The sequence below is a fragment of the Rhizobium moroccans genome, assembly GCF_057559155.1.
In genome coordinates this window covers 16,451-31,474 of the sequence record NZ_JBHFJG010000016.1, presented here as the reverse complement: position 1 = coordinate 31,474, position 15,024 = coordinate 16,451, and the positions used below count along the sequence as shown (strand labels likewise).

At 63.3% G+C, this 15,024-nt stretch carries 11 protein-coding genes; 6 read left to right on the top strand and 5 right to left on the bottom strand.

Going from position 1 to position 15,024, the window contains the following annotated elements:
- Positions 1 to 58: 58 nt before the first annotated feature.
- From ACE04I_RS11855 to ACE04I_RS11845, 3 genes are all read left to right on the top strand, one after another.
- Positions 59 to 958 (top strand): uracil-DNA glycosylase, encoded by a 900-nt coding sequence (locus ACE04I_RS11855; RefSeq protein ID WP_046795674.1) that lies wholly within the window; start codon positions 59 to 61, stop codon positions 956 to 958.
- A 150-nt stretch (positions 959 to 1,108) separates the two neighbouring features.
- A complete protein-coding gene (locus tag ACE04I_RS11850; RefSeq protein ID WP_046795675.1) occupies positions 1,109 to 1,300 on the top strand; it encodes a hypothetical protein in 192 nt (63 codons plus the stop codon).
- Between the two features lie 23 nt (positions 1,301 to 1,323).
- A complete protein-coding gene (locus ACE04I_RS11845) occupies positions 1,324 to 1,479 on the top strand; it encodes a hypothetical protein (protein ID WP_156176969.1) in 156 nt (51 codons plus the stop codon).
- A 2-nt stretch (positions 1,480 to 1,481) separates the two neighbouring features.
- Here the strand turns inward: ACE04I_RS11845 and ACE04I_RS11840 are convergent, their stop codons facing one another.
- Positions 1,482 to 2,420 (bottom strand): DMT family transporter, encoded by a 939-nt coding sequence (locus ACE04I_RS11840; RefSeq protein ID WP_046795676.1) that lies wholly within the window; start codon positions 2,418 to 2,420, stop codon positions 1,482 to 1,484.
- Between the two features lie 306 nt (positions 2,421 to 2,726).
- Here ACE04I_RS11840 and pepN point away from each other — a divergent pair, with 306 nt between their 5' ends.
- Positions 2,727 to 5,375, top strand: a complete 2,649-nt coding sequence (pepN, locus tag ACE04I_RS11835) for an aminopeptidase N (RefSeq protein ID WP_487207075.1) — start codon at positions 2,727 to 2,729, stop codon at positions 5,373 to 5,375.
- Between the two features lie 110 nt (positions 5,376 to 5,485).
- Here the strand turns inward: pepN and ACE04I_RS11830 are convergent, their stop codons facing one another.
- Positions 5,486 to 6,037, bottom strand: a complete 552-nt coding sequence (locus ACE04I_RS11830; RefSeq protein ID WP_046795678.1) for a TetR/AcrR family transcriptional regulator — start codon at positions 6,035 to 6,037, stop codon at positions 5,486 to 5,488.
- Positions 6,038 to 6,151: 114 nt separating this feature from the next.
- Between ACE04I_RS11830 and ACE04I_RS11825 the strand changes: the two genes are divergently transcribed.
- Together ACE04I_RS11825 and ACE04I_RS11820 are read left to right on the top strand one after the other, a co-directional pair.
- A complete protein-coding gene (locus ACE04I_RS11825) occupies positions 6,152 to 7,348 on the top strand; it encodes an MFS transporter (RefSeq protein ID WP_046795679.1) in 1,197 nt (398 codons plus the stop codon).
- A 158-nt stretch (positions 7,349 to 7,506) separates the two neighbouring features.
- Positions 7,507 to 9,831, top strand: a complete 2,325-nt coding sequence (locus ACE04I_RS11820) for a PAS domain-containing sensor histidine kinase (RefSeq protein ID WP_046796032.1) — start codon at positions 7,507 to 7,509, stop codon at positions 9,829 to 9,831.
- Here the strand turns inward: ACE04I_RS11820 and ACE04I_RS11815 are convergent.
- The 3 genes from ACE04I_RS11815 to ACE04I_RS11805 are packed head-to-tail and all read right to left on the bottom strand — an operon-like array spanning position 9,818 to position 14,991.
- Positions 9,818 to 12,772 carry a bifunctional [glutamine synthetase] adenylyltransferase/[glutamine synthetase]-adenylyl-L-tyrosine phosphorylase gene (locus ACE04I_RS11815; protein WP_046795680.1) on the bottom strand — a complete coding sequence of 985 codons (2,955 nt, stop codon included), beginning with the start codon at positions 12,770 to 12,772 and terminating at the stop codon, positions 9,818 to 9,820. The two genes, ACE04I_RS11820 and ACE04I_RS11815, sit on opposite strands and share 14 nt — an antisense overlap.
- Positions 12,773 to 12,816: 44 nt before the next feature.
- Positions 12,817 to 14,208 carry a sensor histidine kinase gene (locus ACE04I_RS11810; protein ID WP_046796033.1) on the bottom strand — a complete coding sequence of 464 codons (1,392 nt, stop codon included), beginning with the start codon at positions 14,206 to 14,208 and terminating at the stop codon, positions 12,817 to 12,819.
- 24 nt (positions 14,209 to 14,232) lie between these two features.
- A complete protein-coding gene (locus ACE04I_RS11805; protein WP_046795681.1) occupies positions 14,233 to 14,991 on the bottom strand; it encodes a response regulator transcription factor in 759 nt (252 codons plus the stop codon).
- Positions 14,992 to 15,024 lie beyond the last annotated feature (33 nt).

The window sequence follows — 15,024 nt, the reverse complement described above, 5'->3', positions numbered from 1 at the left end:
CCCTAATCGCCTCGAAATCGGTTCCCTCTCCCATGCGACATGCTGTAGTGTGAATGTGATGAACACTGCCAGAGACATGGACGCCCCAGAACTCGCCGCACTTCTGCATTTCTATGCAGATTCCGGCGTGGAGTGGCTTGTCGAGGACGAGCCCGCCGACCGCTTCGCCGAGTTCGCCGCCCAGAAGGCGGCGCGGGCAGAAGCGAAAATGTCGGCGGTGGCGCGACCGCAACAGCCGGCACAGAACGAGGCCCCCACATCCCAAACGGTGAGCACTCCCCCGGCGCAGAAGCGCACCGCCCAGGCCCCTCGCCCGCCGGCGCCAAGTTCTTCGCCTGCGGTCGCCGTGCCGGATGGCGAAGCGGTATCCGCCGCGCGATTTTCAGCGGAAAGCGCCCGCTCGCTCGGTGAACTCAAGACGGCGCTGGAAGCCTTCAACGGCTGCAACCTGAAGAACGGCGCCCGCTCCACCGTTTTCGCCAGCGGAGATCCAGCCTCGCGGATCATGGTCATCGGCCCGATGCCGAATGCCGATGACGATCGGGACAGCATTCCCTTTTCCGGTCGGCAGGGCCAGTTGCTCGACCGCATGCTCGGCGCGATCGGTCTGTCGCGGGAGGTGGTGATGCTCACTAATGTCATCCCCTGGCGTCCGCCGGGAAACCGCCAGCCCTCGCCCGCCGAGCAGGAAATCTGCAGGCCTTTCCTGGAACGGCAGATCGCGCTTGCGGAACCCAAATACCTGCTGCTGCTCGGCAACTTCCCGGCCCGCTTCTTCTTCGGCGACGGCGGCACGATCCACAGCATGCGCGGGGAATGGCGCGACATCCGTTTCGCCGGGCTGGAGCTTGCCGCAATCGCCACGCTGCACCCGCAGGAGCTGCTGGCGGCACCCGCCAACAAGGCGCTCGCCTGGCAGGACCTGTTGACGTTCAAGTCGCGACTTGAAGCCGTCTAACGGCTGTATTTTGATCAAGATTACCAAATTATGAAAGTTGCCATGCAGTAAGCGCATGGCAGCGCAGCGTCCCGCCGCATTGCGGAATCTATGCTGCGCTGCAATATATGCAGTGTCTTGGGAGGAAGATCAGGTCAAGGAACCAAGGCAATGACGACCCGCTATCGTCCGATCCATTCGGGCTTCGAAACCCTCCGCATCGCCGGCCTCTCGCCGCGCTCGAGCGAGGGCTATCACCGTTTCGGCTCCGCCACGCACGAGCAGATCACCGCGCGCGCCCTCGGCCGCTCGGGCTCTATCACGCGTCCTTCGGCCATCTTCGCCGACTTCCGCGAACGTTGATCCGGAAAGCAGGAGAGCGAACCATGACGGCAGCCTTGCAGACGATCCGCACCCTTCGCGAGACCCTTTACCAGATCGGCACCGCCGTGAACGCCGCCCGGGAATATAACCGCGCCGGCGCCGCCCGTGCCGATCAGGACAAGCGCTTCAATCCGGCATCCGCCGCCATTCCGCTCTAGGGTCAGCTTGCCGGCGGCGATGCGCGGCGCGCCGCCTTGCGCTCCAGCCCAAGCTGGTGCTCGCGATAGATGATGAAAATTCCCGCCGAGACGGTAATCGCCGTGCCGATCAGCATGGTCGTGGTGGGGATGTCGCCGAACAGCAAGAAGGCGACGGCAATTCCCAGCAGAATCGACGTATATTCGAACGGCGCGATGGTCGAGACATCCGCGTGCCGATAGCTTTCGGTCAGGAAAATCTGGGCTATCCCGCCGCATATGCCGGAAGCGATCAGCAGCAGGGCCGGTTTCAACGGCAGCGAAGCCCAGCCGAAGGGAAGGCTGACAAGCGCGAAAACCGAAGCCGTCAGCGAAAAGTAGAGCACGATCGTCGAGGTCTTTTCGGTGCGCACCAGTTGCCGCACCTGCACCATTGCAAGGCCGCCGAGCACGGCCGATAGCAGCACGGCGAGCGCCCCCAGCGCCTGTTCGGAGGCGAAGCCGCCTTCCCGGAACATGGTCAGCTTCGGCCACGAGATGATGAGCACTCCGAAAATGCCGATAAAGACCGCCGTCCAGCGGTAGAAGCGCACCGTCTCACCCAAAATCACCGCCGCGAAGACCACCGCCATCAGCGGCGACGCGTAGCCGATGGCGATCGCGTCGGGGAGCGGCAGATGCACCAATCCGTAAAAGCCGCAGGCCATGGCGAGAATGCCCAGGAAGCCGCGCTTCAGATGTCCGAGGAAATTGTCCGTCCGAAACGCTGCAAGAAGATCGCGGCGGAAGGTGAGATAAATGGCGATCGGCAGGATGGCGAAGGCGGAACGATAGAAGGTGATCTGTCCCGCCGGGATATCCGGCCCCGCAGCCTTGATGCAGGTTTGCATCACCAGGAAGACGACGACGGATAGTACCTTGAACATGATCCCCCTGAGGGGATTTAAGGCATCGGCGGCCATTTACAGCTCATCGGGGGCTGGGGCGGGCAAAAATCACTGCCGCGGAAGGAAAATCGAATCCAATTGGAGAGACCTGTCACAATTAACGGAGCGGGGAATAAAACGGGATGAAAACTGCTGATGGATCGATCAATATACGTGTCGGAAGGATAAGATCCGTGGGCACGACCGATAAGAGCCTGCCCCGAAGAGTTTCAACAATCGTTTAGCTTTGCATGCGATTGTGCCCGCGGCAAACGGGCAAGTGCCAGTCGAACGGGCATCGGAGGTGCCCGACGCCATTCCATAGACGGTTCAGGAAGCACCATGCGAACAGATACGGGCCAGATCGTTCATCTGGCAGACTACCGCCCCACCGATTTCGTCCTGGAACGCGTCGATCTGACCTTCGAGCTTGATCCGGCCAATACCAAGGTGGAGGCAAGGCTGATCTTTCATCGCCGCGAAGGTGTCGATCCCTCCGCTCCGCTCGAGCTCGACGGCGACGAGCTGACCCTTTCCGGCCTGCTGCTCGACCAGTCCGAGATCCCGGCCGGACAGTACGAAGCGACGGCGGAAAAGCTGACGATCCGCGACCTGCCGGCCGAAGCACCGTTCGAGATCACCATCACGACCTTCATCAATCCCGAGGCCAACAGCCAGTTGATGGGCCTCTACCGCACCAATGGGGTCTACTGCACCCAATGCGAGGCGGAAGGCTTCCGCCGCATCACCTATTTCCCGGACCGGCCGGATGTGCTGGCGCCCTACACGGTCACCATCGTCGCCGACAAGGCGGCCAATCCGGTGATGCTCTCGAACGGCAATTATCTCGGCGGCGGCAATTTCGACGAGGGCCGGCATTTCGCGGCCTGGTTCGATCCGCATCCGAAACCCGCCTATCTCTTTGCGCTGGTGGCCGGCGATCTCGGCGTCGTCGAGGATAGCTTCACGACCATGTCCGGCCGCGAGGTGAAGCTGAAGATCTATGTCGAGCATGGCAAGGAGCCGCGCGCGGCTTACGCCATGGATGCGCTGAAGCGCTCGATGAAATGGGACGAGGAACGCTTCGGCCGCGAATACGATCTCGACATCTTCATGATCGTCGCCGTCTCCGATTTCAACATGGGAGCAATGGAGAACAAGGGCCTCAACGTCTTCAACGACAAATACGTGCTGGCCGATCCCGAGACCGCGACTGATCAGGATTACGCGAATATCGAGGCGATCATCGCGCACGAATATTTCCACAACTGGACCGGCAACCGCATCACCTGCCGCGACTGGTTCCAGCTCTGCCTCAAGGAAGGTCTGACGGTCTATCGCGACCACGAGTTCTCGGCAGACATGCGTTCCCGCCCCGTCAAGCGCATCGCCGAGGTGCGGCACCTGAAAGCGGAACAGTTTCCTGAGGATGCAGGGCCGCTCGCCCATCCGGTGCGGCCGACGCAATATCGCGAGATCAACAACTTCTACACGGCGACCGTCTACGAAAAGGGCTCCGAAGTCACCCGCATGATCGCCACGCTTCTCGGCCGGGACGGGTTCAAGAAGGGTATGGACCTCTACTTTGAGCGCCATGACGGCGAGGCGGCGACCGTCGAGGATTTCGTGAAGTGCTTCGAGGACGCCACCGGGCGTGATCTCTCGCAGTTCTCGCTCTGGTACCATCAGGCCGGCACCCCGCTGGTGACCGCCTCGGGCAGCTATGACGCCAAGAGTGCCACGTTTACGCTTTCGCTCGAGCAGAAGGTCCCATCGACGCCGGGCCAGCTCATCAAGGAGCCGATGCACATCCCGCTCAGTTTCGCGCTGATCCTGGGCAATGGATCGCTTGCCGCGCCCGAAAGCGTGGCCGGCGGCGAGGTGACCGGCGACGTGCTGCATCTAACCCGCCGCAAGCAGACCTTCACCTTTTCCGGGATCGCCTCCCGGCCGGTGCTGTCGTTCAACCGCTCCTTCTCGGCACCGATCAACCTGCATCTCGACCAGGCGCCGGACGATCTCGCCCATATCGCACGGCACGACACCGACCTCTTCGCCCGTTGGCAGGCGCTGACGGATCTTGCCATGCCGAACCTGATGCAGGCGGCGCGCGATGTCCGCGAGGGGCGGGAGGTGAGCTGCGATCCGGTGTTGATCCGGGCGCTTCTGGAGGCGGCGGCCAACGAAACGCTGGAGCCTGCCTTCCGCGCCCAGGCGCTGACACTGCCGAGCGAGGCGGATATCGCCCGCGAACTCGGCGAGAACAACGATCCGGACGCCATCCATGCCGGCCGAAATGCCATCCTATCGGCAATCGCCGAGGCCGGCTGGAAGACCTTTACCCGCCTCTTTGTTGGAATGAAGGCCGAGGGAGCCTACATCCCCGACGCGGCGGGTTCCGGCAGACGGGCGCTCCGCAACCTCGCGCTCTCCTATCTCACCTATGCCGAGGCTTCGCCCGCCCGCGCGGCCGAAGCCTTCGCCCTGGCGGACAACATGACCGATCTCGCGCAGGCCCTTACCCTGCTTGCGCACCGCTTCCCCGATGCGTCGGAAACGACGGCGGCGCTTGCGAGCTTCCTCACCCGTTTCGACGGCAATCCGCTCGTCATCGACAAGTGGTTCTCGGTTCAGGCGACCATTCCGGGAGCCCACACGCTCGACCGGATCAAGGCGCTGATGCAAAATCCGCGCTTCGTCTCCACCAACCCGAACCGCGTCCGCGCCCTGATCGGCACCTTCGCCTTCTCGAACCCGACCGGCTTCAACCGCGCCGACGGCGAGGGATACCGGTTCCTGGCGGAGCAGATTCTTGCGATCGATCCGAAGAACCCGCAACTCGCCGCCCGCATCCTCACCTCGATGCGCTCCTGGCGCTCACTGGAGCCGCAGCGCGCCGATCACGCACGCGCCGCACTGATGACGATCGAACGCGCCTCCTCGCTTTCGAGCGACGTGCGCGACATCGTGGAGCGCATATTGAAGGGGTGAGACCCGTTCATCCGTCATCCTCGGGCTTGTCCCGAGGATCTGCAACGGCTTGATTTACGATCGGTGGTAGATCCTCGGGACAAGCCCGAGGATGACGAGTGATCGGTGGGCTATTTCCCGAAAAAGCGGTCAACCAGGGAGCGGCAATAATCCGGCGAGAGTTCGCGATCGCCGAACAGAATGTGGTAGACGATCGGGGCCATGATGCGGTCGATGGCCTCGTCGATGTCGAAGGGCCTCTCGCCGCGCATCACGGCGCGCTCCCGCAGCGTCTCCAGGTGATGGTAGGTATATCGGCAGCATTGCGCGGCTGCTTCCCCCTCCACGCTGCCGACGACATCGACAAGCATGGCCCGGCCGACCCTGGAGGACATTTCCTCGGCATATTGCAGGATGAAAGCCTCGATATCCGAGACCAGCGCCCCGGTATCGTCCGGGTCGGCGATCGGCCGCATCCGGGCAACCGCGACATCCGCGAGGAGTTCGGAAAGATCGCCCCAGCGGCGATAGATCGTCGAGGGCGTCACCCCTGCCCTTTCCGCGATCATCGGGACGGTGATCGCGCCGCGGTCCATGCTTTTCAGGAGTTCCTGAACGGTGCGATGCACCTCGGCCTGTATCCGTGCGCTCCTGCCCCCCTGACGCAGCATTTCTCTCGCCATTCTTCTTCTCCTTGCCGGCGCCAGGCCGGAATCTCTTAATGCAAAGATATTGCGTTAAGGCATAAATGCAACTATATCCCGCTAACGCTAAAAATTTGCGTTAAGGTGAGCGATATGAGCATCCCATTTTCCCCCGCCGCTTCCACCTCCCGGATGACCGTCTACAGCTTCCTTGGTGCTGTCACGATTTCCGCCTGCAGCAGCGCGCCCACGCCACTCTATCATCTCTATCAGGAGCTTTTTCATCTCTCTCCGGCGATGATCACCCTGATTTTCAGCTCCTACGCCTTCGCGCTTCTTGCAGCCCTGCTCACGCTCGGAGGGCTTTCGGATTACATCGGACGGCGGCCGCTGATCCTGCTCGCCCTGCTTTTCAACGCCGCGGCGCTGGTGATCTTCATGCTGGCGGAATCCGGCGCCATGCTGATGGCGGCGCGGATCGTTCAAGGCATGGGAACGGGCATCGCCTTCCCCACATTCGGCGCGGCGATCCTCGATACCGACAAGGAAAGAGGCCCGCTTCTCAACGGCATCACCGCCTTTCTCGGCCTGATGATCGGCACGCTCGCCGCCGGCACGCTGGTTGCCTTCGCACCGGAACCCACCCGGCTCATCTATGAAGTGCTGCTCGGCGTCACCATTGCCGGCATTCTGGCGCTTGCTTTCATGCCGGAAACAGCGGCCGGCCGGCCCGGCGCACTTGCCGCCATGCGGCCGCAGCTCAGCGTTCCGCGGGCGGCGCGCTCCACACTTCTGCGGGTCACTCCGGTCAATATCGCCGGTTGGGCGCTCGGAGGGTTCTATCTCTCGCTGATGCCGACGCTGGTTGCCATCGCAACGGGCCTCACCTCGCCCTTCGTCGGCGGCTCCGTCGTCGCCACCCTGATGCTCAGCGCCACCGCTTCCGTCTTCATCTTCCGCACCTGGAGACCCCAGCGGGTCCTCTTGACCGGCGCGGTCGTTCTGATAGCGGGCGTCGCCGTCACGCTCGTCGGCGTGTACCTGCAGGATGTCGGCGTGCTTTTCCTTGGAACCGCGATCGCCGGCCTCGGCTTCGGATCGATCTTCGCCAATATCCTGCGCATCATGCTGCCGCTCGCAGCGGCTCATGAACGGGCCGGCCTCTTCTCCGCCTTCCTGGTGGAAAGCTATCTTGCCTTCGCCCTCCCGGCGATCGCCGCCGGACTTGCGGCTCCAGCACTCGGCCTTTCCATGACGGCCTATGTCTATGGCGGCGGCATCATCCTGCTTGCGGCGATCTCGCTTCTGGCAACCCGCGTGAGCCCCACGCAAGCTCCCGCGACCTGCTGAAAGCCGAAGGTGCCGACTCGAATCCTCTGGATTCGCTTTCGATTCAATTGGTTAAAAAAATATTACCAACCCTCTGGACAGCGCGAATCACTAGTGATTCATTAGGGTAGATTCGAGCGAGCGGCGCGCGAATCACCACGAGGGACAATATGAATACGATGGCGGACGTGCGGCGGGCAACCGCGGCCGAGGGGCGTTTGCGTCTCAAATTTCCGGGCTTCGCGCGGCTGCGGCAAGCGCTTCCCGAAAGCGCGAAGCTTTCCGTCAGGCCGATCTCCCGGCAGGAGCCTCGGGTGGAGCTGGTTCTGAAGCGCTCCATCCCGCTTCTCATCCTCGCCTTCCTCGCCGTCGTCGCCGCATCCCGCATTCTCGGCATCGTCGCGGAACATGACCGCATGCATCAGACGGCGCAGCGCACGACGGCGCTGATGGCCGCGACAGGCACCGCCGCCTTTTCCGGCATGGAAAGCCTCATCCAGAACGGCGACCGCACGGCAGCGGAGCATCGCTTCGCAGCGTTCCTGCCGCAGGACCGCATGGAAGACGGCGCCTTCGTGCTTTTCGTCAATGAAGCGGGCCGGGTGTTCGGCGGCTCGACGGCCGCCAGCGGCTATGCCGGCATGCCTCTCGCCGCCCTGCTGCCCGAAACCACGACGCTTCGCCAATTCGGCGTGTTCGAGACCTCTTTCGGCGCCACGCCCTTCTATGCGGCGATCGAGCCGATCGGAAACGAGGGCGCGCTGATCGTCGCCGCCCATTCGATCGAGACGATAAACCGGCTCTGGCGCCATGAGGTTTCGCTCAACGTCACGCTCTTCACCGGCATTTCGGCGATCCTGCTCGTCATCCTCTACGCCTACTACATGCAGGTGAAGCGGGCCCGCGACGCCGACGACATATTCCTTGAAACGAACATGCGCATCGAGACTGCGCTTTCGCGCGGCCGATGCGGCCTGTGGGATTTCGACGTCGCCAACCGGCGCCTCTTCTGGTCCAGCTCGATGTACGAGATGCTCGGCCTGCCGCCGGCCGGCAACGTGATCTCGTTTTCCGATGCGGCACGCATGATGCATCCGACCGACGGCAATCTCTACGCGCTTGCCCGCGCCATCAGCCGCGGCAATGCCAAGCAGGTCGATCAGGTCTTCCGCATGCGCCACGCCGCCGGCCATTACGTCTGGATGCGCGCCCGCGCCCAGGTTGTCCGCACCGCAAGTGGCCGCACCCACGTCATCGGCATCGCCATGGACGTCACCGAACAGCACCGCCTCGCGCAGCGCTATGCCGAAGCCGACCAGCGCCTCGCCGACGCCATCGAATGCACGTCCGAAGCCTTCGTGCTGTGGGACAAGAACGACCGCCTCGTGATGTGCAATACCCATTTCCAGCAGGCTTACGGGCTTCCGGACAGCGTCCTGGTTCCCGGCACCGAGCGGACGGTCGTCAATGCCGCGGCCGCCCGGCCGGTGATCGAACGGCGCGTGGCCGATCCGGACGGCAGCGGTCTTTCACGCACGACGGAAGTGCAGCTCGCGGACGAGCGCTGGCTGCAGATCAACGAACGGCGCACCCGTGACGGCGGCATGGTCGCAGTCGGCACGGACATCACCCTCTTGAAACGCCACCAGGAGCGCCTGCGCGAAAGCGAGCGCCGGTTGATGGCCACGATCGGCGATCTTTCCGCCTCACAGAAGAAACTGGAGCGGCAGAAGACGGAACTCTCCATCGCCAACGCCAACTATCAGGCCGAGAAGGAACGCGCCGAGGCGGCCAACAAGGCGAAATCCGAATTCCTGGCCAACATGTCCCATGAGCTTCGCACGCCACTCAACGCGATCCTCGGCTTTTCCGAGATCCTGACGAACGGCATGTTCGGCCCGCTTGGCTCTCCGAAATACTGCGAATATTCCAAGGACATCCACGATAGCGGCAAGCACCTCCTCAACGTCATCAACGACATACTCGACATGTCGAAGATCGAGGCGGGGCATTTGAAGATCGAAACGGAAACCGTCGATCTCGCGCCGCTGATCGAGGAGAGCCTGCGCCTCACCGCGGTCCAGGCCGAAGAAAAGAACATCGCCATCCGCCAGCGTCTCTCCACCGGCCTCACCATGAGCGGAGACCGGCGCGCGATGAAGCAGGTCATGCTGAACCTGCTCTCCAACGCCGTGAAGTTCACCGACGACGGCGGGCGGGTGGAACTCCGGGCCTGCAAAACCGAGCGGGGTCTGGCGCTGACGATTGCCGATACGGGAATCGGCATCCCGAAAGCAGCGCTCGGCAAGCTCGGACAGCCCTTCGAGCAGGTGCAGAGCCAGTATGCCAAGAGCAAGGGCGGCTCAGGCCTCGGCCTCGCGATCTCCCGCTCGCTGATCGCGCTGCACGGCGGAACGATGCGCATGCGCTCCTGCCCCGGCAAGGGAACCGTCGTTTCGATCAATATTCCCGAAAGTTCGCTGCCCGCCGTCAGGATCGCTTGACGATCCGTCCGAAGACGGTTCGTACCGCCTTCGAGAAACGAACGACCTCGGCTTCCAGCGTCCTGAGGTCCGGGCAATCTCCCGCCCGGCAGACGCGCTCCAGAAGCCCCGCCGGCGCGTCTTTCGGATCGAACGGCCCATCGATGCAAAGGCGGATGATCTGCGAAAGCTCCGTGAACAGCCTCAGCGCCGTCAGGCAGGTTTCCACGTCGTCCGGCTTCATCAGCTTTTCGCCTAGCATCTTCAGCGTTTCGGCCGTGCTGAAACCGTAGGTATCGGCGGCAACGCCCTTTGCCGGCGCGACAAGCCGCAGATATTGCGCGATGAACTCGATATCGATGAGACCACCCGGGATAAGCTTGAAATCCCAGATGTCGCGCGGCGGCTTCTCGTCCTCGATCAGCTGCCGCATCTCGGCGACGTCCGCGGCGATCTTGGCAACGTCCCGCTCCGACGAAAGCACCTCGCCTATGACGCCGCGGACTTCCGTTTCAAGACTCTCCTCGCCGCAGATCAGGCGGGCGCGGGTGAGCGCCATGTGCTCCCAGGTCCAGGCCTCTTCCCGCTGATACTTGCGGAAGGAGTTGATCCTCGTCGCCACCGGCCCCTTGTTGCCCGAGGGACGCAGGCGCATGTCCACCTCGAAGAGAATGCCTTCGGCCATGGGCGCCGAAAGCGCGGAGATCAGCCGCTGCGTCAGACGGGTGAAATAGCGCGTGGAATCGAGCGGCTTCGGGCCGTCGGATTCGAAGACCTCGCTGTCGTAGTCGTAAAGCAGGATGAGATCGACGTCGGAGCCTGCCGTCAGCTCGAAGCTTCCGAGCTTGCCCATGCCCATGACGGCGATCCGCCCGCCGGGATAGACGCCATGCGCCGTCTCCACTTCCCTGACGACGGCGCCAAACGCCGCCTCGATCACGAGGTCGGCGAGATCGGTGAAGGCGCGGGCGGCCAACGCTCCGGGAATCGCGCCGGTCAGAAGCCTGATGCCGATCAGGAAGCGCTGTTCGGCCGCGAAGATGCGCAGCCGATCGAGCAGATCCTCGTAGTGGCGCGCGCCGTTGAGGAATGTGGCGAGCCGCTCGGAGAGATAGTCGCGGGTGGGCAGTTCCGCCATCAAGCCGGGATCGAGCATGCCGTCGAAGACATGCGGCTTGGAAGCGATGATGTCCGCAAGCCTCGGCGCGGAGGACATGATCGTCACGATCAGCGAAAGCAACGCCGGATTGTTACCGATCAGCGAGAATAGCTGGATGCCCGCCGGCAGGCCCTTCAGGAAATTGTCAAAGCGCAGGAGCGCCTCGTCCGCCCGCTTGCTCTCCCCGAAGGCCTTGAGGAGATCGGGCGTCAGCTCGGTCAGGCGCTCGCGTGCCTCCACCGATTGCGTGGCGCGGTACCGGCCGTAATGCCAGGTCCGGATCACGCGGGAAATGTCGGCCGGCCGTTCGAAGCCGAGCGCCGCGAGCGTCTTCAGCGTGCCGGGGTCCTCCTTCTGGCCGGTGAAGACGAGGTTTCCGTCGCTCGAAGAAAGCTTGGCTTCCTGCTCAAACAGGCGTGCGTAACGCTTCTCGACCGTTCGCAGCACGCTTTCGAGCTTTTCGGAAAAGCCTGCCGTATCGGCAAAGCCGAGCATCAGTGCGATGCGCTTCAGCTCGGCGTCAGTGCTCGGCAGGTCGTGGGATTGCTCGTCCCGCACCATCTGGATGCGATGCTCGACGTCGCGCAGGAACCAGTAAGCTTCCGTCAGCTCAACGGCGATCTCCGGGGCGATCCAGTTCGCGTCGGCCAGCGCCGCAAGCGCCTTTTCCGTCTCCCTGGCTCGCAGCGGCGGCATGCGTCCGCCGGCGATGAGCTGCTGCGTCTGCGCGAAGAATTCGATCTCCCGGATGCCGCCGCGCCCGAGCTTCACGTCATGGCCCTTCACCGCGATCGCGCCATGCCCCTTGTGGACATGGATCTGCCGCTTGATCGAATGGATATCGGCAATCGCCGCGTAATCGAGATACTTGCGGAAGACGAAGGGGGTGAGCTGGCGGAGAAAATCCTCGCCCGCCGCGAGATCGCCGGCGATCGGCCGCGCCTTGATGAAAGCCGCGCGCTCCCAGTTCTGCCCGCGACCCTCATAGTAGATAAGCGCCGCCTCGACCGCCACCGCAAGCGGCGTCGAGCCTGGATCCGGCCGCAGCCGCAGATCGGTGCGGAAGACATAGCCGTCCGCCGTGCGCTCCTGCATGATGCGGATCAGCCGCCGCATCATCCGGCCGTAGGTTTCCGAAGCGTCCAGCGGGTCGGCAAGAATGCCAGCCTCGGGATCGAAGAAGACCACCAGGTCGATATCGGAGGAGTAATTGAGCTCCCGTCCGCCGAGCTTGCCCATGCCGAGCACGAGCAACCCGGAGTCTTTGGCGGGATCGCCCGGATCGGCAAGCTTCAGCTTGCCGCCGTCGTGGCCGGCGAGCAGCAGGTGATCGATCGCCGCGGCGACGGAAGCATCCGCCATGGCGCTCAGCCAGCGCGTCGTATCCCTGGCAGAAAAGATGCGGGCAAGGTCGGCAAGCGCCACGAGGAAGCTCAAACCCCGCTTTGCGGCCCTCAGCGCCGTCATGACATCCGCCTCGGTCGGCGTCTTGCCGTCCTTCGGTCGCCAGCTCTGCCGCGCCGTCTCGACCAGCCCTGAAAGTACCGGCTCCAGCGGCGCGCCGATGGCGGTCGCCAGGAGATGAGGGGAAACCGCAGCCGTATCACGCAGATAGGGCGAAAGGCTGAACGCCGCTATGAGGAAATCCTTGAGCGAACCGTTTCCGTTCATCAGCTCGGCGACGCGAGGCTCGGTCCTGCCGATTTCCTTCAGCACCGCCGTAGCGGCTTTCGCCTCCGTCTGGTTCAGCGGACGGATCACATCCGCCTTCACCGCATCGAGCCGCTTTTCGCTTTCCGCCACCCGCGTCCTCCCGAATCTCTCCCTGACCTCACTTGGCCTTCAACCTAGGGCTTCGGTGCGGGAAAGACCATGGTAATGGCAAGCCCCGGCGCCTGGAGATTCGTCTCGTCCGTGGCGGAGAGTTCCAGCGAGCCGCCATGCAGCTCCATGACAGCCTCGACCAGCGAAAGTCCGAGACCGGTGCCCGGCTTCGAGCGGCTTTCGTCGAGCCGCACGAAGCGCTTCGTCACCTCGCCGCGCTTGTCCGCGGGAATGCCGGGACCGTTATCGCAGACCGAAAGACGGAAAGTGCCATCGCGCTGGCCGAGCTTCACCTTGATTGCCGGTTCACCCTCTCCTTCGCCGGAATATTTGATAGCATTGTCGAGCAGATTGAAGATCGCCTGGCCGATCAGTTCGCGGTTTCCGCTGACCGTCAGGCCCGGCTCGATCTCGGTCTCCAGCCTCAGGCCCGCCTCATCCGCGACCGGCTCGTAGAGTTCGGCGCTATCCGCTGTGATCGTCGAAAGGTCGACATCCGACATTTCCGCCGCGATGGAGCCCGCCTCCACGCGGGAGATCATCAGCAGAGCATTGAAGGTCCGGATGAGCTGGTCGGATTCGCCGATAATGCCTTCGAGCGCCACCTGGCGGGTGTCCTCGTTCTTCTCGGCCAGCGCATCGGCCGCCTTGTTGCGCAGCCGCGTCAGCGGCGTCTTCAGGTCGTGGGCGATATTGTCGGAAACCTGCCTCAAGCCCTCGTTCAGCTTCTCGATGCGCCCGAGCATGGCGTTCAGCGAATCCGAAAGACGGTCGAACTCGTCGCCGGAGCGACCGACCGGCAGGCGCTGCGAAAGATCGCCCGCCATGATCTTCTGGCTTGCCGCCGACATGCGGTCTATGCGTTTGAGCGCATTGCGCCCGATGCCGAACCAGATCACCAGGGCGCCGACGCCCATGATCGCCAGCGCCACCATCAGCGCCCGCCGCACGATGCTGCGGAAGCGCGCCGGCTCACCGAGATCGCGGCCGATCATGATCCTCAGGCCGCTGTCGAGGAAGAGCACGTTGGCGGTCGCCATATGCGGACGCGCGTCACCGCTCTCCGAATAGGGCTCGTAACTGAAGGGAAAACGCGTCCAGCCTTCCTGGTCGAGAACGCCGGGCTGCACGGAAGCGACATTGCCGGCAAGCATCTCGCCATTGGGACCGGCGATCACGTAGAGATTGGCGCCCGGCTGGCGGGCGCGCCGCTCCATGATCCGCAGCAGCAGATTGACGCCGCCGCGGCCATAGGCGCGCTGGATGTCGCCCACCTCCTCCTCCAGCGACTGGCGGGTCTGCTGCACGAGCAGCCGTTCGGACATCGCCGTCACGTAGAACACGAGGAAGGCGGCGCACAGCGCAAAGAGCAGAATATAGAGCGCCGACAGCCTCACGGCCGTCGATCGGAACATCAGGCGCAGTCGCGTGAGCAAGGGCTACCCCTCGTCCTTGATCATGTAGCCGGCGCCGCGAATGGTCTTCAGCAGCGGCCGGTCGAAATCCTTCTCGATCTTCGATCTCAGCCGCGAGACGTGCACGTCGATGACATTGGTCTGGGGATCGAAGTGATAGTCCCAGACATTCTCCAGCAGCATGGTGCGGGTCACCACCTGGCCGGCATTCTTCATCAGGTATTCGAGCAGGCGGAACTCGCGCGGCTGCAGCAGTATCTCCTTGCCGTTCCGCTTCACCTCGTGGGAAAGCCGGTCGAGTTCCAGGTCCCCAACCCGGTAGACCATGTCCTGTTCGGGTGTGCCCTTGCGGCGGCCCAGCACTTCGACGCGGGCGAGCAGCTCCGAAAAGGCATAGGGTTTCGGCAGGTAATCGTCGCCGCCGGCGCGAAGGCCGGTCACCCGGTCGTCCACCTGCCCTAACGCGGAGAGGATCAGTACCGGCGTATTGATGCCGCGTTTCCTGAGTTCGCTGATGACCGAGATGCCGTCGCGGCGCGGCAGCATTCGGTCGATGACCATCACGTCATAGGCGTTTTCCGTGCCCATGAAGAGGCCGCTTTCGCCGTCGCTCGCATGATCAGCCACGATGCCCGCCTCGCGAAAGGCCTTCGTCATGTAGGCGGCGGCTTCCAGATCGTCTTCTATCACCAGAATCTTCATGTGCGGAACAATAGCGTCCGCGCCCGTTTTTGCACCATCGGATTCGCCGGCGCGGAGAGAATATCCGGTACTCGTCGCCATCTGTCGCTCCATCGGAATATGAGAAGGGGGGCG